Origin of the sequence: Bartonella quintana (genome assembly GCF_009936175.1) — a bacterium.
In the GTDB taxonomy this organism is placed as follows: domain Bacteria; phylum Pseudomonadota; class Alphaproteobacteria; order Rhizobiales; family Rhizobiaceae; genus Bartonella; species Bartonella quintana.
Genome location: NZ_AP019773.1, coordinates 1,126,659 through 1,149,566 on the forward strand (window position 1 = coordinate 1,126,659; position 22,908 = coordinate 1,149,566).

Here is a 22,908-nt window from a genome sequence, read left to right on the forward strand (position 1 = left end):
CTACACAAAATAAGGAATAACACTTTCACTCATATAATGATATTTTTGATATATCGCCAATATTTTCTCAATATCACAGAAGTTTCACAATACAATAAACGACTCTCAAAGACCCTATTGTCATTTCCAACAACTATCCTTTTATACGATATAACATAACAAATAGAGTAACACAGATATGACTCAAAAATAGAAACAAGAAACTCTCCAACAGCAATCAAATGCATCATTTTGATGCTCATAGCTTTTTAAGTGCTTAACGGTTTTAATGCCTTATGATTGAAAAATCACCTGTTGTTTTTGCTCAAACGCATCACACTTATGCGCCGTTTATCAACCTTTTATGAACATTAAACCAATCAACCTGTCAATATAATTGCACATAGCAAAAAAGGCTGCTCAACTTCCTACTGCAACCTTACACCTCAACTGTATCAAAAACATTACGATCGTTAAAATAACCTAAGAACTCTTTTAAGGAAAGAGTAAAGAGAAAGACATAATCACTCCTAAAAAGAATCTGGGCATTGGGGACCCAGATTCTTTTCCCTTAGGAATTTAAGGATATACAGAGTTTAGGAAATAGCGGGGACCTAAGACTCTGCACCTGGTACGGAAACACTCCATTGTGCCGCACTCGGTATTTCTATATTATACCTATGGTTGTAATTTGTCAACATGTATTCTACCATAAGTTTTAAAATAATGAATTTTTCTCATCTCTCTCTTCAAAAATAAAGCAAACATTCAACATCTGGTCATTGTAAAAAATAACGTTAAAAGCTCTGTATGTGTTTGAATATCAAAACAATCTACAAAACTGATGATCCTCGTCTGAGAAACCATAACAATATCCCCGTGAAAAAATCTTGTTAGACAGCAACATCAATTTATTGCTGAAGGAAAAATAATCTTGTCAGCATTGCTGCATTCAAAAGAATTCTCTGCTCTCTTACTACTCATTGTGACAGAACGTCTTCCTGGACTTATGTCTCTTTTAGAAGCAACCCAGCCAACCTGTCCCATTTATTACGTTCCGCAAAAAATCATGGATAATATTGCAGGCTTCCATATTTCATCGTGGACTACTCGGTATAGGCGAATGCAAAGCACTATCATCATTACAAAAATTTTTACACGATCTTCCAGAAAAAGCTTTGATTCTGGTTTTATGTAATATCTCTAACCATGAGAGAAGCTATTTTTCGCAACGCAACCGCCTTTGCCAGAATGATATTATCGTTGATAAAACTTCATGCGATCCACTTTATAGGAAATCAATCAGAGTTTCTGCAAGTGCAACTCTAAAGGTATCCTATACGCAAGGAGCTGATATTAATGACATTAGAGCAGCTCTAAACGATGCAAATTTTCATCTTTATGCGCTTTCTCCCTCTGCGTATTACTCTCAAGCAAGTAAAAACAACAAGAAGGGTGGTGCTTATTTCAGGAACAGAAGGCGATGGCTTACCAATCCATGTACTAGAAAAATCAAAAACCTTACATATTCCTATGGCTCACGACTTTAACAATCTCAATGTTGCCACAGCATAAGGATTTGCATTAGCTCATTTTACCGATTTTGATAAGCTCCACTAAAGATGATAACACTTTAAGTTTAAAAAACATCCTATGAGTGTATCTCTTTTATTTAGAAGCGGTTGTTTTAAGTTCGGAGGAAACAGCAGCTTTTGTTTCTGGATTGCATAAAACGCGTTTCAACATCATTTCAACACCAACAGCACGTTGTGAATGGGTTACAAACCCACCCCCAAGAATGCGGGCTCCATCACCATTTCCATCATAAAAAACACAAGCTTGCCCTGGTGCTACACTATTTTCGCACTCCAAAAAGTCAACAGAAAAAACATCTTCTTTATAATGCAAGCGAGCAAGATGTGAAGGACGCGTTGAGCGAACTTTTACAGCCACCTCAAGGCCATCGGAAGGAAAATTGTCCAATCGCTCATCACCAAGCCAATTCACATCACGCAAAAAGAGTTTATGTGTTTCCAACATTTCACGCGGCCCAACAATAACACGTGCATTTTCCACGTCTAGATAAACTACATAAAGCGCTTCACCGGTTGCAGCACCAATACCACGACGTTGACCAACAGTATAATTAACAATTCCCGAGTGTTTACCTAAAACCTGTCCATCGATATGCACAATAACCCCAGGATTAACGGCTTCTGGACGCAGTTTTGTGATAACATCAGAATATTTTCCTTGCGGAACAAAACAAATATCCTGACTGTCATGTTTATCGGCAACAACAAAGCCCATTTCTGTTGCTATTTCACGAACATGTGCTTTAGGCAAGTCACCAAGTGGAAAACGCAAATAATCAATCTGTTCCTGTGTTGTTGCAAAAAGAAAATAACTCTGATCACGTTTAACATCAAAAGGGCGAAAGAGTGCCCGATGCGCACCATGAGGACGCGAGCGAATATAATGGCCTGTTGCCAAAGCATCCGCACCTAATTCACGCGCAGTTGCTAGTAAATCAGCAAACTTCACAGTCTGATTGCATGCCACACATGGTACAGGCGTCTCTCCATGTGCATAGCTTTCTGCGAAAGGATCAATCACAGCTTCACGAAATCGTTTTTCATAATCAAGAACATAATGAGGTATTCCCAATGTCTCTGCTACGCGACGCGCATCCTCAATATCTTGTCCAGCACAACATGCTCCTACGCGATGTGTTGCAGCACCATGATCATAAAGCTGCAACGTAATCCCAATGACATCGTAACCTTCCTTTTTCAAAAGACCTGCAACAACCGATGAATCAACCCCGCCCGACATTGCTACAACAATGCGAGAATTATCAGGTTGTCCTGGCAAATCAAGACTGTTCAAAAACATGTATTCATTCTCTATTTAATGTGCATCTATCCGTTCATGTTCTTATGCACACATTGTTTTTATGCTATTTACTGTCTTTTTATATTGTTTTTTTATCCTTTCCACAACCAATAGAATCACGTTCTTATAAAGCATCTGAAGATGAAGAAAGAGTGATGAAATAAGGTACAATAGGCTATTCTATCACTTCCCTTTGTGTCATATTTCACGTATTAATTGGCTTTATTAATTTTTTCTTTCAACGCATTTAGCTCTTTTTTAAATTTCATGTTTTATAAACGAATCAAGTCCTTGACTAAAAATAGACGATACAATGACAAACTCGATAAAAACACAAATGAAATATGTTACTGGGCCAGATGGAAGTCCACTCACAATCGCCGACTTACCGCCTAAAACCACAAGGCGCTGGGTGATCCGTCGCAAAGCTGAAGTTGTTGCAGCTGTAAGAGGTGGATTGTTAAGTCTTGATGAGGCATGTCAACGCTATACTTTGACCGTAGAGGAATTTCTTTCATGGCAGAGTTTGATCGATGAACATGGCTTAGCTGGATTACGAACAACCAGAATCCAACATTATAGACATTAATTGCCATTGATCCGGCTTCAAAATACTTTTAGAATAGCTAAGCTCGATAAGGGTTTGGCTGTTTTGTGCTTTCAGCATACAAGTCAAGTATCGCAAGGAATAGATTTCCAAAAAATTTTATTATCTGGTCATCGAGTTAGATTGAATCATGATACTGTCATCACCTGCTACTGCCCCATTTTCCCGCACCTCTAAAAGCCGTGCACGTTGTAACTCTGTAGTGACTTCATGGAGAGCAATTTCAGCATTTGTTTTCTGCAGTTGCAAATCACGAATTGAATTTATAAGATTATCGCGCCTTTGTCGCGCTGCACGAGCAAAAGAAGAATAAGCAAAATGATGAATATCATTGTTTCCAGATTTACGTTCTTCATGAATAATTTGCGCTTCCAGCTCTAATACCATTCGCTCAAATTCTGCGATCATCATCTCAAGCTGTGCGATTTCACGACGTTTCCCACGCACTTGAAACATCTTTAGTCGCACCATACTTTCCCGTGGCTTCATACTCACTACTCCTTGATTGCGCCAACTCACAATTCGCATTCTTAATGTATAATTTTCGTTACACTTTATTCTGATAAAAAAAGTCCATTTTTTAACTTGAAACTATATTTTTACCTATCCATAAAGCAGCTGCAAACACGACCTGCTTTAAGAGCAATAACCATTTGTTTACTTTTCGCCTCCACTATAGGATGAAGAGATTTAAAGCTCGGTAAATAAATACTGAAATTGTAAAAAAGTGATTTAAAATCATCTTTTACCGGATTTTTTTTAAAGTTAAATTTAGTGGAAAAAACACTTCCTTTTTTATTTCATTAAAAATATACGGTTTTTCTAAAATAATTTTGTGAACCTCTTTTAAAAATAAAAATATTTTGTTAACCACTATCATAGATAGTAGGAAATTCAGTGGTGATTGTTACGCGTACCACTGAAATATTCATAAACACTTTTATGATAAGTGTTTGATTTTATGAATTATTTTTTAGAAGCAGTGATTTTATCAACTGCCATAAAATAAAGATGCTCCTCTTGATTCGAGAGGAACAAAGTGAGGGATATAAAATGCGCGTATTATTAATTGAAGATGATAAAGCAACCACTCAGAGTATTGAGTTAATGCTAAAGTCGGCAAATTTTAATGTCTATATCACTGATCTAGGTGAAGAAGGTGCCGATTTAGGTAAGCTTTATGATTACGATATCATTTTGCTTGATCTGAATCTACCGGATATGTCAGGCTACGATGTCCTGCGGACCTTAAGATTGGCAAAAATAAAAACCCCTGTTCTCATTCTTTCCGGCATGAATGCCATTGAAGATAAAGTCCGGGGATTTGGCTTTGGTGCGGATGATTATATGACTAAGCCATTCCATAAGGATGAGCTCATTGCACGTATTCATGCGGTTGTTCGTCGCTCTAAAGGCCATGCACAATCGATCATTGTCACTGGCGATCTCACCGTCAATCTTGATGCAAAAACAGTCGAAGTTGCTGGACGTCCCGTTCATTTAACTAGTAAAGAATACCAGATGCTAGAGCTTCTCTCTCTGCGCAAAGGCACCACACTCACCAAAGAAATGTTTCTCAATCATCTCTACGGTGGAATGGATGAACCAGAACTGAAAATTATTGATGTTTTTATATGTAAACTGCGGAAGAAATTAGAAGAAGTATCTTCTAGCGCAAACTACATTGATACAGTTTGGGGACGGGGCTATGTGTTACGTGATCCAGTTGAAGAAAACGTACGTAAAACCGCTTAAGCAGTGAAAATGCACATTGTAAAATCTCGGAGTATAGCGGGCCGAGATTTTTATTCTCTGTTACAACAAAAGGCTCGCTACATAAAAGCTCTCTTGTTTAGAGGGAATGTTTATAGCTTAAGAGATCCTAAAGCCACCGCTCCCTGATCTAGTCCCGTTCACTGATACAATCTTAAGTCATCTTCTCAAACGGCTTAAATAATTTTATCTTCCTTAAAGATTCTTTGTACTCTCCAAAACAATACAACTAGCAGTTTCTTCAATGTTTATTTCCATGGCTGTCATTTCGGCAAGTAACATTGTATAGTAAAACTGGATAACTTGCGCATCGATAAGTTCTTCTTGAATTCTTCCATTATATAAAGCAACAAAATGAGCAGGAATACGTAAAGTTTTACCGCAAATCTCAAACCGAAAAGAACGTTTATCTTCATCTTGCAAAATCATAACAACTATTTCACCACCACGAGAAGCTGTTGTATTTGCAATCAATAACAAATTAAGCAAAAGTTTAACTTCATTTTTTGGTAAAAGCAAAGCAGGAGCTTGCCATTTTAATGTTGCTTTTTCTTCCTTCATATATTGTTGAGCAACCTGTTCAGCGGAACGCGTATCTACTTGACTCCCAGCTGCTCCTGAAAAACCAAAAGCTAATCGCAAAAATTGTAGACGTGCAGAAGCACTTGCAACGGCCCAACGCACCAATTGCAAAGTATCTTCATCTGTTCCTCCTTCATCGTAAAGCTCCATCGCATTTTGGATAGCACCAACAGGTGAAATCAAATCATGGCAAATACGGCTACAGAGCAAAGCAGCAAGATCGGTAGACTTTAAAGAAACAGCTAACGTCATAATTATCGAAAACTCCTAGATTTAAAAATAAGCTTCATTTTAAAGAAAAACTCTTAACATCCAATGCATATAGGGAACTTTAACAATCATGCTAAAAATTTTTTCAAAAGCAAATTCAAGAATTTAAATAACCTTACGTCTTATTTTTTATTTGAATCAAATAAAAATGCTAATATTATCTTTTTGTTTGTAACCAATAAAAGGGAAAATTTCTATGGCTCTCTCTCTCCTAACACGCTGGTACAAAAATATCGTACCTTTGATATTCCTTTTATTCGTAAAAATAAACGCTGTACATGCTCAACCCCAACCAATAGAACACAAAGACCCCTATTATTCGCTGCAAGAAATTATCGATTCCGGGCATACTTTTTTTGGAAGAACTGCCGGCGGTATAGCAGTCGCAATTGAAAATATCTTTTCGCAATACGGTTATCCCAATGCCTATATTTTAGGCGAAGAAGCTTCTGGTGCCTTTTTTGCTGGATTAACCTATGGCGAAGGACAGCTTTTTACCAAAAGCCACGGTCAGCATAAAGTTTTTTGGCAAGGTCCCTCTTTGGGATGGGATTTTGGCGGTCAAGGCTCCCGTTTAATGATCTTAGTTTATGATCTCAATAATATAAATAATTTATGGGGACGCTATGGAGGTATTGCAGGTTCGGCCTATTTAGTAGCAGGTGTTGGTTTTCATGTCCTTAAACGCAAAAATATCTTATTAATTCCAGTACGTACAGGAATTGGCGCACGGCTTGGTATTAACGTAGGGTATTTAAAATTAACATCCAAACCAACATGGAATCCATTTTAAACGAACTCTCAATTGAAAAGGGGATTTATGTTTATCCAATTATTTCTTTTTTTTGTTCTTGGAGTTGCCACTACTTCCTGGTTGTTAGTGCTTTTTTCTCCCCTTATTTGGCGCAGAGCTCTTCACTTTGCACATAAAGCTGTTTCTACACAAATTCCGTTATCCCTGACTGAAATACAAGCAAACCAGGATATTCTCTGTGCCCAACATGCTGTAGAATTAGTACGCAACGAACAAAAATATGAATCTTTGCAAAAAAAATACGCCCAACAGAAAATACAACTTAGCCAAGCAACAGAAAAACTATACCGGCTGTATCCTCCAACACAAGGGACTTCTTATTCCCCTCATAAAAAAGAAACTACCCCGATAAAGAACGAAAACAGTACTCTCGCAACAAATACTTTCATAATGGAAATCAAAACTATGCGTGAAAAAATCGCACACTATCAACAACGTTTACAGGAAATTCAATCCGATGAGCTTAACGCTGCTGCTAACCATCAACTTCTATATAAACTGCGCGAAGAAACAAAAGATTTAGCGGCGACATTAGCTGCTCAAATAGCCCTGCAAGAAGGTGAATCCTCACCCATTAGCATACTGATCGAAAATTCTAAAAGCAAAAACGACTTAGCATCGCGTATTCGCAAAAAAATAACCTGCATCAAAAAAAAATCTCTTCCATAAGTCGTCTTTCAAAAAAAGTTTAGTATGAATTTCTGAATCAATAAACCTTAATATTAACTGTATCTTCCATAACTCAATAAATTTATTATCTTTCTTGAAAGAAATAAACATAAGAAACCTTTCTCTGAGCTTCCTTATTAATAAAATTTGGTATAATTCTACCTCTATTTTTTAAATCACTATTTTTCTAAAACACCTTCAAAGATGTAATGCAAATAAAGTTCGTTATGAGATAGCTTTAAAGATAAAGACACTCTCTCAAGAATGGTAAAAATCTCTTATTTTCTGGATAATCATATCCTGATCACTTTGTGTCAAATAAGGATGCATAGGTAAACTTAAAACACAGTTTCCTAAAGACTCAGAAACAGAAAGAGAACCTTTTACATAAGGAAAGTGCTTATAAGCTAGCTGTTGATGCAATGGAGTTTTGTAATAAACCATTGTCGGAATAGAGTTTTTCTGTAAATAGTCCTGTAATCTATCGCGGTCTTTTGCCTTAATAGTGTATTGTGCATAAGCACAACGAGCATCTGCTCCCACTTCTGGAACTGTGACAATATCTCTTAAATTATTGGAATAATATTGCGCAATCGCTAGACGCTTTTCCATCTCATCCTCAAAGATAACGAACTTTTCTAGTAAAATTGCAGCTTGAATTGTATCGAGACGTGAATTCAAACCGATACGCACATTATCATATTGCGTTTCACCCTTACCATGAAATAAGATCGAACGTAACACTGCTGCTAAATCTTCATCATTGGTCATCATAGCACCCCCATCGCCATAACACCCCAATGGTTTTGCAGGATAAAAACTTGTCGCGGCAACATCACCAAAAGCTCCGCACATAATATTACCGCTTTTCCCCCCTATAGATTGGGCGGCATCTTCAATCACAAAAAGATTTTCCTTTACAGCCACTTTAGTAATTTGTGCATAATCAGCAGAGAGTCCAAATAAATCAACAGCAATAATCGCCTTTGGTTTGAGACGTCCCTCCTTTTTAATCATCTCAATTGTTTCACAAAGTTTATCAACGTCAATATTGAATGTATCAGGCCGAACATCCACAAAAACAGGTTCTGCTCCCACCAACGCGACCACTTCAGCAGTTGCGGAAAACGTAAAGCTAGGACAAAAAACAGCATCACCTGGACCAATATTTCTAGCCATAAGAGGCATCTTCAAGGCATCAGTTCCATTGGCACACGCAACCACATGTTTAACGCCAAGATAATCTGCCAATCGCTCTTCAAATTCTGTTACTTTTGGTCCCAAAATATACTTGCCACTGGCTACCACATGCGTAATTGCAGCATTAATTTTATCTTTAATGCGTGCACGCTGTGCCCCAAGATCGATGAATTGCATATTAACTCCATTGATAATCACAAGAATGCAAAAGCGCTACTTATATCTCTTTTATCTCTGATAATTGACACTCGCAGCAGTTAAAATCCGTAAAACAGCAAGAGCATCATCGCCATTTGTACGAGGCGATTGACGCGTTTCAATACAATGAAGAAAATGCTGCAATTCGCAAGTAAGCGGCAAATCTTCACAAAGCTCAATATAATTGAACTCATCAGTGCTAAAAGCCCACTCTTTATTCTCCTTCCAAACGGCAAAACGGTGCAATGCCACTTTACGGCTCCACGGTTCCATATCATCAAAAACGAGCATAGCTTTTGTACCAATAACCGTTAAACGCCTTTCACGATAGGGGCTAAGGCGTGAAGCAAAAAGATGACTACGGATACCATTTGGAAAAGTCATATGAATATGAGCAAAATCAGAACACTGATCAATTACAGCTGCCCCTTCTCCGCGAATCTCAGAGGGTTCACATACCGTCAAAGCCAAAATCATTGAAAGATCATGAGGAGCAAGATCCCATAAAGCATCGCTTTGTGTATGAAATTTTCCAAAGCCTAATCGATGAGAATAAATATACCGCACATCCCCCAATTCTTTCTTTGCCACCAATTCAGATATTTTTTCAAAAGCAGGGTGAAAGCGCAAAATATGGCCCACCATAAAAATCCGTCCGTATTCTCTAGCAACCTGAACTTGACGTTCAGCATCCGCAACATTCAAGGCAATTGGTTTTTCAACCAAAACATCTTTGCCATTTTTAACAGCCTGTAGAACATTTTCTGTATGAAATTGTGGAGGTAATGCTAGCACCAGAGCATCAATATCTTTATGAGTAAAAAGATCATCAGGCACAACAACATCAACACCGTACATATTTGCAAAACTTGCAGCACGATCAACATCAACATCAGAAACTGCTGCTAAAGCTCCAAGACTCTTGAGTGTTCGTATATGATTTTGCCCCCAATGACCGCATCCTAAAACCGCTACACGTGGCACCATTTTTTATGCCTTATCCTATTAATCATATGAAAACTATACTTCCATATATTCCATATCGAGGATAAAATAGAATGACAAGAGAAAAGCTTAAAAACGATGCTTGACATCTCACTATTCTACCTCTTATATCCGCAAAAGATGAGATAAGTTGCAACCATATTTATTTATTAATATTTGTCTGTTTTGGCGGAGTAGCTCAGTAGGTTAGAGCAGAGGAATCATAATCCTTGTGTCGGGGGTTCAAATCCCTCCTCCGCTACCATTTTTTTCATAATATTTTTCAGAGATTTTTTTGCACTTTGTAGTGTAGCTTTTCAGCCAGCTTTGTACAATTTTTCACAAAATTTCATACTAATTTATTTTTTCAAGTGATTTTCAAAAATCTTTCTTTGGCACGTATAAAGCTTGTGTAAACACTACCATTCTCTCTTGAAAAAAGTCTCTTTTCTGATTTTTTCAGTATCTTTTCTCTTTTCTGAGAAAACAATTAAGATTGGTACAAAATGATATTTACTTATCAATAAAAGATCTCATAATAACTTGGTATCAAAACTTCATAACATTTTAATGGCTAAATATAAAAATATTATTTAATTAACATAACATTTTAACACGAAAATAAAAACAACCTATTCATGTCGGGAAGATAAATATCCATTTATTATCCTTCTTATAAGTGGGGAACTTTTGGAAATTATAAGGAGGACAGAAATATTATGTATAAAAATATCCTTTACCGTGTACAGTTGCTATAGTCATGATGCTATCTAACGTCCATTTCAATGCACATGACGCAACCACCCTTTCAGCTAAAGCTTGGAGAAGACATAATAGGCACCCCAAGCGCAACTTATGATAAAATTCAGGTAACCAGTATGGGTATAATTCATGGTAAAGGTTTAAGTGGAATCCTATAAGGGAGATATCACCAATGTTATGGCAAAACAAAAAAATTGATAAATGCGAAGATGCTAAATGTCTCTGCTATTTGGCAAACAATTTGCAACCGGTTTTGAAGGCGTGACACTTGAACCTCAAGCACAACTTGTCTACCAACATTTAATGTTTGATACTCTTGCAGATACCGATGGTTTTAAAGTTAATATGAACAATCCCCATCAATAGTTAATCCGTATATTGGTGAGCATTTGACCAAAACCGTTATAACCGCTAAAAACGGTCGTTCTATTTCCTTCTATGAAAAAGTGAATGCAATCAAAATTTTTAGCGATGGTGAAGCATATATATTGATAAGAATTATCAACATGATCCCATAGGATCTTCAATTGAAAGCGGACTTAACATCAGTGTCCAATTATCTTAGAATTTCTTGCTTCATAGTGATGTTAGTTATCAACAAAATTTAAAAAACTGGTATAACTGGAGCGAATTTTTCAGGCGGAATGCACTTCAGTTTTAAGACAAGCCTGTAAAAGTAAACGTACTTTCATGCTGTTTGCTTTAATATGAAAGGCAGCGTAATATGTCGGTGTCGCCTTTTAGTATTAAAATTATCTTTCTTTATTAAAAAGAAGTTTTCTCTCTTTTTTATGATCGAAAATAACCAAAAACATTTGAACAATTGCCATTTGCGATTACAAGATTCTTAAAAAAATCCATCTATCTTTCAAAGAATTACGCTCACCATTTGTGAATAAATCAACTTAAAAAATATAACGAAGAGAAAACAAGCTAAAGACAACAAAAAGAGAATATATGCTATAAAAAATCAGAATTATTTCCATGAAATACAGCGCCTCTAATAACATATTGTTATTCTTACAAGCCTCACACTCAAAATTCCATAATAAAAACCGTTGAATACAAATTCATCATCGTAAAGAAATATAATACAATATCAGAAAAATAACGCACCTTATGAGCTATATCTTATAGCTCACAACGTTGAGCGCATAACAGAATAAATATTATAAGCGAAAACATTTCTTAGAAAATTTATACTGATAAAATTCTCTAAGTTAAGAACTATAAGAAAACAATAAATGAATCCTATATTGCGGCAGCAGAAACCTCTAACAGAAATATCATCCTCTTTTCTGTAAAATCTATCACACTCTTTCTTCTCTATGAGGAATAGGTTTAATACTGGCTTCAAAAAACATCTTTGTGTAGTCATTTCGCGCGTGTAAATTGCGCAAATCATCATTACTGAGCTCTTCAAGAATAATCCCCTGATGCATCATTCCAACACGTTCACAGATGTGTGCAACAACAGCAAGATCGTGAGATACCATCAAATAAGTGAGTTTTTTTTCCTCTCGTAACGATTTCAATAAGTTTAAAATTTCAGCCTGTGCCGACACATCCAATGCAGATGTCGGCTCATCAAGCAGAAAAATTTCTGGCTCGATAATCAAAGCACGCGCAAGAACAATACGCTGACGTTGCCCTCCAGATAATTCATGCGGATAACGATAAAGAAATGAAGAATCTAAACCAACGGAATTTAAAGCATCATGCACCCGTTCCTTTAGGTTATCCATACCATGGATTTTGAGAGATTCAGAAAGAACAGTATAGACCATTTTTCTTGGATGAAGCGAAGCGTAAGGATCTTGAAAAACCATTTGAACACGGCGCAGAAAATCCTTATTTCTTTTTTTTTCTACTTCTTGTCCATCAAAAACAAAATGCCCACTATAATGCGGGATAAGCCCAACCAATGTATTCAAAATGGTTGATTTTCCACATCCTGATTCACCAATCAAACCATAAGCTTCACCACGCTTAATATGAAACTTGACATTTTTAACAACTGTTACTGATCTATGCCTACGCCCAAAGGTTACCGACAAATGAGAAACATCAATAATATTTTCACAATTGGCCATGGACAACTCCCTCAAACACCATTAACAATCGTTGGCCCATGGAGCCAATCAGGATCTCGCTCAGGAACAACCAAAACATCAACCGGTTTATCAAGCCGTGGCAAACTGTCTAATAAAGCCTTGGTATAGGGATGACGCGCACGAGATAAATCACATGCAGGCAATTCTTCTAATATGCGACCAGCATACATAACCAAAACACGATCACAAAAATCAGCAATCATATTCAAATCATGACTAATAAAAATAAGTCCCGTCCCCGATTTTGTCACAAGTTCATCTAAGACTGACAAAACCTGACATCTCACAGTGACATCAAGCGCAGAAGTTGGCTCATCTGCGATAATTAAATCCGGCTCAGGAATAAGCATCATTGCAATCATCACGCGCTGCCCCATACCGCCTGAGATTTCATGAGGAAATAATCGCATCACATGTTCAGGATTGCGAATATGAACAGATTCCAACATAGAAATTGTCTTTTCCCACGCATCGACTTTTGAAACACGATGGTGAATACGGTAAGCTTCCATGATCTGATCTCCAATTCGCATTAATGGATTAAGCGAATACTTTGGGTCCTGTAGAATCATTGAGATACGCTTGCCACGAATAGCCCGCATTTGTAGTTCACTGGTTGTCAATAAATTGACATCGTCAAAGCACATCTTTTTAGCTTTAACGATTGCCGATCTTGGACTCAATCTGAGTATCGCACGACCAGTCATTGATTTTCCGGACCCAGATTCTCCAACAATTCCGATTTTTTCTTTTCCCATGGAAAAACTAACACCGCGCACAATTTCTGAAACGCCGCGCATTGTAGGACAAGAAATACGCAAATCTTCTATCTCTAATAATTTTTTATCCATTGCGTGGATCCAATATATCACGAAGTCCATCACCTAAAAGGTTGAAGGCAAGGCTTGCACACAATATTGCACACCCGGGCATCGCTGCTACCCACCAACATGTCATCATAAATTCACGGCCCGTCGAAAGCATTGCTCCCCATTCAGGGCTTGGGAGTTGAGCGCCTAACCCTAAAAAACCAAGACCAGCAGCGGTTAAAATAATTCCAGACATATCTAACGTTAACCGTACAATCACTGAAGGAATACACATCGGAGCAACATGAAACAAAATAATTCGCCAAGCAGAAGCACCTTGCAAGCGAACTGCAGAGACATAATCAGATGAACGTATAGTCAAAGTTTCAGCACGCGCTAAACGCGCGATTGGTGGCCACGCTGCAATTGAAATTGCAATAGATGCATTTTCAATGCCTGGTCCCAAAGCTGCGGCAAAAGCAAGCGCTAAAATCAAACCTGGAAAAGCGAGAAAAATATCAACAATACGCATAAGAAGAGTATCAACCCACCCCCCTATATAGCCAGATACAGTGCCAATAATCAGCCCTATCGGCCCCACAATAATTGTCGTGAGAAAAATAATATAAAGAGTAATACGTGTTCCAAAAACGAGACGGCTAAAAATGTCACGCCCCAATTCATCTGTCCCCAAATAATGCAACATAGATGGTGGCTGCAATCGATGAGCAAGGTCATTGCTAACAAAATCATGGGTCGCAATCCAAGGAGCAAAAACTGCGCATAAGATCATAACAAAAATAATAATCAGACCAAATACAGCCGAAAAATTACGAGAAAATTTGATCACTGAATGATAAATCTTTTGTAATTTCGCTTGAATTATTGACCGTGGAACAGATTCATTTAACCAACGGCTTAAAGAAAATAACGATTGCGGTTTAGGATGATTCATTATAGCCATATTCAGCGTGTCCTTGGATCAAAGATGCGATAAAGTAAATCAGAAAATAAATTAATGACGACGAAGAGAAATCCTATAAGCAAAGTGCATCCCACAACTGCATTCATATCTCCAGATAAAAGAGCATTGGTCAAGTAACGCCCGAAACCAGGCCAAGCAAAAACTGTCTCTGTTAATACAGCACCTTCTAATAAAAAAGCATACGAAAGCGCGATAACAGTGATAATCTGAACAGCAGCATTCCGAAAGGCATGAAACCAAACTGTTCGCATCCAAGATAATCCTTTAACGCGTGCAGTAATAATATATTCTTGGTTAAGTTGTTCAATCATAAACCCACGAGTCATACGACTAATATAAGCCATAGCACCAAAAGCTAAAATTAAAGCAGGCATAATAATATGGCTAAAAACATTGCCAAAAGCCTCCCATTGCCCTTGCATGGCGGTATCCCAAAGAAAAAATCCTGTTCTGGGTTCAAAGGAATATTCGTAAAGAAAATCAAGACGTCCCGGACCACTAATCCAGCCAAGCTTAGCATAAAATACCAACAACGCCATTAATCCAAGCCAAAAAGTTGGCGTTGAATAACGAAGAAGTGTAAAAACACGAACAAAATAATCGATAAATGAATCGCGATACATCGCGGCAAAGACACCAAACGGAATACCAAAAGCTGTTCCAATAACAATAGCAACTGTGGCAAGCTCTAATGTTGCAGGAAATACACGCATAATATCTGTTAAGACAGGACGCCCCGAGGTTAAAGCATCCCCAAAATCAAACAAAAGTATATTGTGAAGATAATTCCAATATTGAACAATCAATGGCTTATCAAGCCCCAACTTATAAAACATTGCATCATAAGCTTCCTGACTTATATTATCGCCAAGAATAGCAAGAACGGGATCTAAAGGAAGAAGATGACCAATAAAAAAAGTGATAGTCACCAAACCAAGCAACGTAATAAATACTGAAATCAATAGCTTAAATGCTTTGAAAAGAAATACCCATATATCCAGATTTTTCTGCCATGGTGATATTACCCCATTGGCTTTTGGAGATGATAAAGTCATCTTGATAAGATCCTACAAATCTAAAATATTAGTGTAGCATCCCCCCTTTGCCACACAGTCAAACATTACAATCAAATAGCCCCCGCAATCTTTATTCCTGTGACTGCGCGTACTTTTCTGCATCATTGTAGTAAAGTCTAAAAGTATTCCAAACCCATTTTTTTACGGCTGGTCCCATACCAACGGTATAATATGTCTGAAATAAATAAACCATAGGGCCGTGTTCAAGCACATAATGCTGTAAAGCACGATACTGTGCAATACGCTTATTTTGATCTTGCTCAAACAACGTATCTATCACCATTTTATTGACATTTTCATCATAATAACCAGCACGCCAAGCCAAATGCATACTATGTTTTTTTGTAAATGTTGGATCAGGATTAAAAACGTGATTTACTGAAGGAGGATGTCCATCAGGATCAGCACTTCCCCACCCCATAATAGCGGTATCATAATTTCCATTACGCACACGGCTTAATAACTGAGTTTGTGCCATTTTTTGAATTGTAAACTCGATACCAATTTTACGTGCATTTTCTTGGATAGACTGCGCAACAGATGACATATAGGTAAGGCTTCCAACTAAAAGATTGGCCTTAAAACCATTAGGATAACCTGCTTCACTGATTAATTGCTTCGCCTTTTCTAAATTAAACTTAAACGGCACTCCCTCTTTTTCATCCAAAGCCCCTGGAATACCTAATGGCATATAACTTGCACGGGGAATTGCAATACCTTTTAAAACAGTTTTTCCAAGGTTCTCGTAATCAATCAAATAACGAAGTGCCAACCTTACTTTTTCGTTAGCAAAAATTGCGTTTTTGTTGTTTAACGATAAGTAAACAGACTGCGGTCGCAAAACACGGCTAATTTTGATCGGCCCCCCCTTTTTTTCAATATCCAAGATATCCTCTGAAGAGAGATCACGGGCTATATCCACATCACCTTTTTCCAAAAGCAGTCTCTGACTTGCTGATTCAGGGACATGTTGCACGACAATCTGTTTAATCTTTGGCACATCATCTCCCCAATAATGTTGGGTAGCTTGCAAGACAACCTGCTCTCCCGGGATCCAACGCTCCAATTTATAAGGGCCAACACAAGCTGAATGCGTAGCTAAATATTTATTGCCCATATCACCACCAACACTATTCGCTTCAAGCGTTTGGCGATCAAGCAAAGCAGAAGCATAGGACTGTCCAATCACAGTCAATATAAGTTGAAGAGGATAAGGTTTATCCAATTTCAGTTGTAAAGTTTTATCGTCAAGGGCCTGAATATTTGTTTCAACATTGTTTTTCGTAAATCCATAGCTGATCAAAGATTGGGCATAGCTCAATCCTAACTTAACAATCCGCTGCATTGACCACGCAAGATCTCGTGCAGTTGCCTTCCTTCCATCATCAAATTTTAAATCATGACGAAGATGAAAAACAATTCTCTTCCCACCATCAAAAACATCCCAAGACTGAGCCATAGCAGGACGAATTTTCATAGGATCATTCCGATCATACTGCACCAATGCACTACAAATATTCGTCAATAACTCACTTGTTACAACTTCAACCGATTGGGCTGGATCAAAACTGCTAATAGAATCAATATTCCAAGCCATCACCAAGATGTCCTTAGATGATCCACTGAGCGCTAGTGGTACGGATATATGCAAACATCCAATTGCCCCTAATAAAACACCAAAACTTTTCAATATTCCTTTCTTTCTCACGCTATTTCCCACTCTTGCATTTTTTATCTTTTGCATTTTATTTTGCCTTATTCACACCTAAAATATTTCTGATGTATCCACTTCATCTCTCAACAGCATAGATAGCACAACATAATAAGAATGAACGCTCCTCTCTAACTTTCATGAGAACACAGATTCTGAAAAATTAACTTATCATTTCATTGAGAGGCACACAGCTAGACCACAATGAACAAATATCTCTAAAATATTATCTCCATGCTTATCAATATTGACCACACCTCCTTAAACTTGCACCTTAACCGCACTTTACAGCATTTACAGCAAGCTCCCCTACAATTTGATCTACTAAATGGCCTTGAAACTGCTCTTACGCAGGAGACACTGTCATCATACATTATGATTACACTCTCTTTATATCTTTATATTTTATACCACTTAATATGCTTTTATTTCTCAATTGCACTATAAAAAATACGCGGTGCATTATTCCAAACCCATTTTTTAACATCAGGTGTCATTGCGACAAAACCATATTTCTGAAAGATGAAAGCATAAGGCCCTTTCTGCATAAGTTCACGCTGCAAATCAGCATATATTTGTGCTCGTTTCTGTGGATCTTTTTGAAACAACGCATCTTCAACCTTTTTATTCATATCTTCATCCAAATATCCATGGTGCCAACTAGGGTAGGCTGTATTTTTAGCCTCAAACCGATTATCAGGGTTGTAAACAAGGCGCGAAGCCATTGTATGAGGATCGGTAGAGTCATTATTCCACCCAACAAAAACCGTATCAAAAGCACGTGCATAAAGTTTTGAAAATAACTGTGTACCCGCTAAACGTTCAATTTTAAGGTGTACACCCACCTTTTCTGCACTATCTTGAAGGGACTGAGCAATAGACAAAGCATAAGGAGAGTTTCCCACTAAAAAATTGACCTCAAACCCTTCTGGATAACCTGCTTCCGTTAAAAGCTGCTTTGCTTTTTGAAGATCAAGTTTAAAAGGCTGTCCTTCTTTTTCATCCAAAGCTCCAAGATTACCAAGAGGAATAAAGCTTGCACGTGGAACACCAACACCTTTGAGAAGAGTCTTTCCCAGACCTTCATAATCAATAAGATAGCGCATCGCCAAACGCACTTTTTCATTGGCAAAAAGTGGATTTGTCGTATTGAACCCCCAATACATCATGGATGGCTCCAACACTTTTTCAACCTTAAGATCTGTTTTTGCCTGGAGATCTGCTAGATCCTCTGGCGTTAAATTACGTGCGACATCAATATCGTGTTTTTGCAACAATAAACGTTGCATTCCTGGTTCTACAATATGGCGAATTAAAATCTGCTTAAGCTTAGGTGCTTCCCTCCAATAGTTGGAACTTGCACGCAACAAAATAGCTTCTCCAGGACGCCAACTCTTTAACTGATAAGGACCAACACAAGCAGCATGACTCGCCAAATACCGGTTTCCCATATCACCATCTTTTTCGTGTTTCATAATCGTTTCACGATCAAGCAAGGCAGCAGCATGACTTGCAGCAATATTGTTAAGAAGAAGCTCCGCTGGATAAGGCTTATCAAATTTCATCACCACCGTCTTCTCATTCGGTGCTTGAAGAGCAGAATCAACGTTTTTTTCTGTAATACCATATTCATTAAATGTTGCCGCATTGGCCAACTTCAATTTAACAACCCGCTTCATGCTCCACACAAGATCATTGGCCTTAGCGGGCCGACCATCGTTAAACTTCAAACCATCACGCAAATGAAAAGTAATCACCGTGCTTTGGTCATCACCTGAAACATCCCAACTTTTTGCCAAAGAGGGAACCATTTTAGCAGCATCATCTGTAGAAAAATCGACTAAATTATCACAAACATTGACAATAATTTCAGTTCCATAAACGTCATTGAGTTGCGCAGGATCAAACGTCTCGATTGCATCAATATTCCAAGCCATCACGAGGGTATCGGCAGGTGTTTTTGCTGAAACTTGCTGCGAAAACATCCCCATAGCAATAAGAGCAGAAACAAAAGAACTGCTGCCTTTCAATATCTTTCTTTTCAAGTTCATAGACTTTTCCTTTTAAATATTATTGTATCGATTAATTAGTTTGAAACGATACGGTAAATTTATAAAAATAAAGACTGAACAAACATGTTTTAACGACCTAGACAGAGTCATTCACTTTCAAACTCATTGGCTTACGTTGCAATTAAACCATAGAAAACATATAGTACACCTTCAAAGATCCAATATCACATCGACATTACAATACTTTTTTCCTCCACAATAAATTACATACCATTCTCAAACAAACCTTCCAATAAGTCATCTGAAAAGTCATCGCACGGAGATTCACAGATTCACCATTGCACTTCCTTAAACTGTATCAAAAATAATTGTGCAAATTTTAAAAACAATTCCATCTTCTCAGACATTCAATTTCAGAGTGTACACTCATCCTTACCAGATTATCAAGAGCGAACTGAACAGCCAGCAAAACACAAAAAAACATTCTGGCTAGCATTCTGCCCCCCAAGCCGTTTAGTCTTTTAAAAGCTGAGCGTAAAAGGAAATTTTTCTTTTTTTATCTAAAATGCTAAACGAGCCGACAGAGATAAAATTGCAATGAGAAACATTAATTCTCTAAATTTTATCTCTCGATAAGACATCATAGCCAATGAGAAAGTACATAATAAAATGGATTTTTTCATTAGTAAAAATAAAATGCATCACACTTCCCCCTAAAGACATGACTAGCTCTAAATCCTTCCCAATTTGGACGTTCATCATTGCTGCGCCTTCAAAAAAAATTTTAAGGATTGAATGAAACAAGGCAGTGGATACAAATCTATTTGATCTTAAGCACCTTCCTAAAAAACTGAAACTCACACGTAGCAAAATCACTTCCTGGAAAAGAAAGCTATCAGAAAGCGTAACACAAGCATTTGGGAATAATACCATACAAAAATGGTGATACATTCAGTAAAAAATTTAACAAACATATTTCATTAAATTTCAAAAAACAGAACAATGCATAATAGTTCCGCACCGACAAACTTGAAAACCACTTCACCTTCATCAACAGGCATGAATAAAACGCCTATCATTTGCCTTATTATAACCACTGTACAAATAAAACGGATAAGTATTACTCAAACCAATGGCATAAATTGCACTCACCATGATTCCAGAAATAAAAAATTTTAGAAATTACCCCTGAAAAACCGCTAACTGATTTTCCTTCCCTTTTTCTATAAAATTGCTCTACCTGTTAAAACCAGTATATACTATAGCATCATGCTCAGCAGCAATTATCAAAGAACAAGAAGAAAATTAAACGATCAGAAAAGCACCCCCATTCTTCTATTGTCCTCTTCAACAATACCCCCACCCCTTATGGAAAAGATCTTCACAAATTTATCGACAAAAACACCCCTCAAGATGATGATTGACAATCCCTACTGCCTGCATAAAAGCATAACAAATTGTGGGACCAACAAATGTCCAACCACGTTTTTTTAAATCTGCAGAAAAACGAAGAGAAGCAGGTGTTATGGAATGAGCCAACAGTGTTTGAAAATCTATCCTTTCATACCGCTCTGATTGTGGTGGTTGAAAAGACCAAAAATAGTGGGACAAACTTCCCCATTCTGTAATTATTTCGCGCACTTTGAGGGCATTGTTAACCACTGACCGAATTTTCCCCTCATGACGAATAATGCTTTTATTCTGCATCAACATTTGTACCCTTTCTTCATCATAACAGGCAATTTTTTCAAAATCGAAAAAGTCAAAAGCTTGGCGGAAATGAGAGATTTTTTTTAAAATTGTGAGCCAAGAAAGCCCTGCCTGAAAACCTTCAAGACAAATTTTTTCAAATAAACGGCGATCCTCAAAAACAGGCTTGCCCCATTCATTATCATGATAAGCACAATACAGCGGATCTGTACCTGCCCATGCACAACGAACTTTTCCATCCGCTCCCTTAAGAAGCCCTTCATCGAACATTCCATTTCCCGTATTAAAAGAGTGTTCCTTGATCATCTTGTTTCGACTTTATCCGTTTAGATTTTGAAGATCGATTAAGACCATGATCACGCGCTGAAACACTCATTTCACCATCAAAAAAGCGCAAATTTATTTGCCCAGTTTCAGGAAACTGCACCAATCGTTTAATGAGCTTATTATCTGGCCCCAAAGCCAAAACAAAACCACGTTCTAAAATATTCTGGTAAGAAGTGCTTTTTAAAAGCCTAGATGCGACCTCTAGCTGAGCGCGTTGTTTTTCCACATTGCGCACAAAAGCACGATGAAGGCGCGCAGTATATTCTTTCGTATTGCGTAGTTCTTTTTCAGTATTCAGTAAACGCGGCGAAAGACGTAGATTAAGCCCATGAAAATAAAAACGTTTTTTATCGCAACTTACACAAAGAGCACGCTGTAATCGACTTGAAATTTCATCAAAACCGCGCCGAGGTAAAGCGAAGAGTTGATCGACGGTTGGAAGTCCTCGGACAAGAGCACGCAATTTTTGTTGATGAAAATCAAAATAACGGGCCAGCCCCATACGCAAACGTGCACCAAGCGATGCCACTTGCACTTCAAGATCAAGCTTAACGGGAACAGCTCGTTCTGCTGCTCCCGTAGGAGTTGGAGCACGCCAATCAGCGACATAATCAATCAAGGTCCAGTCCGTTTCATGCCCAACAGCAGAAATAACTGGAAGGGCAGATTCATAAACAGCACGAACAACGACTTCGTCATTAAATCCCCACAAATCTTCTAAACTTCCCCCTCCCCGTGCAACAATAATAAGATCAGGCTTAGGAACAAGTCCTCCGAAAGGGAGAGCATTAAAACCTTTAAGAGCATCAGCCACTTCACGACCACTTGTATCCCCCTGAACCCGTACCGGCCAAACCAAAATATGCAACGGAAAACGATCCGATATACGATGAATAATATCACGAATGACAGCGCCTGTTGGTGATGTCACAACGCCTATAATTCGAGGCATATAAGGCAAAGGTTTCTTTTTTGCTTCGTCAAATAAGCCTTCATCCGCAAGCTTTTTCTTGCGATTTTCCAGAAGTGTCATCAAAGCGCCAACGCCTGTTGGTTCAAGAGCTTCAATGACAATTTGATATTTTGAAGACCCAGGATAAGTCGTAAGCTTGCCGACAGCAATCACTTCCATCCCTTCTTCAGGAGGAAATTTGAGCTTTTCCATAATGCCGCGCCAAATGACAGCTTCCAATCGTGCTTTATCATCTTTTAAGGAAAAGTAGACGTGACCTGAAGCATGGGCGCCCCGGTAACCCGATATTTCCCCACGCACCCGCACATAACTAAACCTTTCTTCAACAACACGCTTTAAAGCCCCCGCTATTTCGGAAACACTAAATTCTGCAACATTCGTTGCTTCTGTTTTTTCAAAAAACAAATTCATCATTTTTTCAATTCATGGATGTTGAAACATTCAATCCTAACACCCAT

The 22,908-nt window shown here is 37.9% G+C and carries 19 protein-coding genes, 1 tRNA gene and 1 pseudogene; 7 read left to right on the top strand and 14 right to left on the bottom strand.

The features are described from left to right. Window positions 1-789 precede the first annotated feature (789 nt). Window positions 790-1,554 (top strand): annotated as a pseudogene (locus MF1_RS04630) (TrmH family RNA methyltransferase). A gap of 93 nt (window positions 1,555-1,647) precedes the next feature. Here MF1_RS04630 and mnmA read toward each other — a convergent pair. Next, window positions 1,648-2,874, bottom strand: coding sequence for a tRNA 2-thiouridine(34) synthase MnmA (gene mnmA / locus MF1_RS04635; RefSeq protein ID WP_161510581.1), 1,227 nt, complete (start codon window positions 2,872-2,874; stop codon window positions 1,648-1,650). Between the two features lie 313 nt (window positions 2,875-3,187). Here mnmA and sciP point away from each other — a divergent pair, with 313 nt between their 5' ends. Next, entirely contained in the window at window positions 3,188-3,463 is a 276-nt protein-coding gene (gene sciP, locus MF1_RS04640; RefSeq protein ID WP_011179649.1) for a CtrA inhibitor SciP, read from the top strand. 120 nt (window positions 3,464-3,583) lie between these two features. Here the strand turns inward: sciP and MF1_RS04645 are convergent, their stop codons facing one another. Further along, window positions 3,584-3,970, bottom strand: a complete 387-nt coding sequence (locus MF1_RS04645) for a flagellar export protein FliJ (RefSeq protein WP_161510582.1) — start codon at window positions 3,968-3,970, stop codon at window positions 3,584-3,586. Window positions 3,971-4,534: 564 nt separating this feature from the next. Between MF1_RS04645 and ctrA the strand changes: the two genes are divergently transcribed. Continuing rightward, a complete protein-coding gene (gene ctrA / locus MF1_RS04650; RefSeq protein WP_011179651.1) occupies window positions 4,535-5,236 on the top strand; it encodes a response regulator transcription factor CtrA in 702 nt (233 codons plus the stop codon). A 213-nt stretch (window positions 5,237-5,449) separates the two neighbouring features. On the opposite strand, the gene chpT is transcribed toward ctrA, so the two are convergent. Further along, window positions 5,450-6,088, bottom strand: coding sequence for a histidine phosphotransferase ChpT (chpT, locus tag MF1_RS04655; protein WP_014924324.1), 639 nt, complete (start codon window positions 6,086-6,088; stop codon window positions 5,450-5,452). Between the two features lie 214 nt (window positions 6,089-6,302). On the opposite strand from chpT, the gene MF1_RS04660 reads away from it, so the two are divergent. Both MF1_RS04660 and MF1_RS04665 read left to right on the top strand, forming a co-directional pair. Next, a complete protein-coding gene (locus tag MF1_RS04660) occupies window positions 6,303-6,899 on the top strand; it encodes a DUF1134 domain-containing protein (protein WP_014924325.1) in 597 nt (198 codons plus the stop codon). A gap of 27 nt (window positions 6,900-6,926) precedes the next feature. Beyond that, window positions 6,927-7,589: a hypothetical protein gene (locus tag MF1_RS04665; RefSeq protein WP_161510583.1), complete on the top strand. Its 663-nt coding sequence runs from the start codon at window positions 6,927-6,929 to the stop codon at window positions 7,587-7,589. Between the two features lie 258 nt (window positions 7,590-7,847). Here the strand turns inward: MF1_RS04665 and MF1_RS04670 are convergent, their stop codons facing one another. Both MF1_RS04670 and MF1_RS04675 read right to left on the bottom strand, forming a co-directional pair. Next, window positions 7,848-8,966: a DegT/DnrJ/EryC1/StrS family aminotransferase gene (locus MF1_RS04670; protein ID WP_161510584.1), complete on the bottom strand. Its 1,119-nt coding sequence runs from the start codon at window positions 8,964-8,966 to the stop codon at window positions 7,848-7,850. A 51-nt stretch (window positions 8,967-9,017) separates the two neighbouring features. Further along, entirely contained in the window at window positions 9,018-9,974 is a 957-nt protein-coding gene (locus MF1_RS04675; RefSeq protein ID WP_014924328.1) for a Gfo/Idh/MocA family protein, read from the bottom strand. A 185-nt stretch (window positions 9,975-10,159) separates the two neighbouring features. Here MF1_RS04675 and MF1_RS04680 point away from each other — a divergent pair. Then, a tRNA-Met gene (locus MF1_RS04680) sits at window positions 10,160-10,236 on the top strand. 713 nt (window positions 10,237-10,949) lie between these two features. After that, complete coding sequence (locus MF1_RS07165) at window positions 10,950-11,099, top strand: autotransporter outer membrane beta-barrel domain-containing protein (protein ID WP_240532093.1); 150 nt, start codon at window positions 10,950-10,952, stop codon at window positions 11,097-11,099. A 944-nt stretch (window positions 11,100-12,043) separates the two neighbouring features. Here the strand turns inward: MF1_RS07165 and MF1_RS04690 are convergent. The 9 genes from MF1_RS04690 to xseA all read right to left on the bottom strand — a co-directional run bounded on the left by MF1_RS04690 (window position 12,044) and on the right by xseA (window position 22,861). Further along, a complete protein-coding gene (locus tag MF1_RS04690) occupies window positions 12,044-12,826 on the bottom strand; it encodes an ABC transporter ATP-binding protein (protein ID WP_011179657.1) in 783 nt (260 codons plus the stop codon). A gap of 11 nt (window positions 12,827-12,837) precedes the next feature. Beyond that, a complete protein-coding gene (locus MF1_RS04695; protein ID WP_014924330.1) occupies window positions 12,838-13,698 on the bottom strand; it encodes an ABC transporter ATP-binding protein in 861 nt (286 codons plus the stop codon). Next, window positions 13,691-14,620 (bottom strand): ABC transporter permease, encoded by a 930-nt coding sequence (locus MF1_RS04700; RefSeq protein ID WP_011179659.1) that lies wholly within the window; start codon window positions 14,618-14,620, stop codon window positions 13,691-13,693. Before MF1_RS04700 ends, MF1_RS04695 begins: the two co-directional genes overlap by 8 nt. A gap of 2 nt (window positions 14,621-14,622) precedes the next feature. Beyond that, window positions 14,623-15,696, bottom strand: a complete 1,074-nt coding sequence (locus MF1_RS04705) for an ABC transporter permease (RefSeq protein ID WP_042995432.1) — start codon at window positions 15,694-15,696, stop codon at window positions 14,623-14,625. Between the two features lie 91 nt (window positions 15,697-15,787). Then, window positions 15,788-17,425 (bottom strand): ABC transporter substrate-binding protein, encoded by a 1,638-nt coding sequence (locus tag MF1_RS04710; protein ID WP_161510768.1) that lies wholly within the window; start codon window positions 17,423-17,425, stop codon window positions 15,788-15,790. Window positions 17,426-17,853: 428 nt separating this feature from the next. Next, window positions 17,854-19,479: an ABC transporter substrate-binding protein gene (locus tag MF1_RS04715; RefSeq protein WP_161510585.1), complete on the bottom strand. Its 1,626-nt coding sequence runs from the start codon at window positions 19,477-19,479 to the stop codon at window positions 17,854-17,856. A 576-nt stretch (window positions 19,480-20,055) separates the two neighbouring features. Continuing rightward, complete coding sequence (locus MF1_RS04720; protein ID WP_161510586.1) at window positions 20,056-20,202, bottom strand: hypothetical protein; 147 nt, start codon at window positions 20,200-20,202, stop codon at window positions 20,056-20,058. 627 nt (window positions 20,203-20,829) lie between these two features. Then, complete coding sequence (locus MF1_RS04725) at window positions 20,830-21,456, bottom strand: DNA-3-methyladenine glycosylase I (protein WP_161510587.1); 627 nt, start codon at window positions 21,454-21,456, stop codon at window positions 20,830-20,832. Beyond that, window positions 21,434-22,861: an exodeoxyribonuclease VII large subunit gene (gene xseA / locus MF1_RS04730; protein ID WP_174235352.1), complete on the bottom strand. Its 1,428-nt coding sequence runs from the start codon at window positions 22,859-22,861 to the stop codon at window positions 21,434-21,436. The genes MF1_RS04725 and xseA overlap by 23 nt, the downstream gene beginning before the upstream one ends. Window positions 22,862-22,908: the final 47 nt, after the last annotated feature.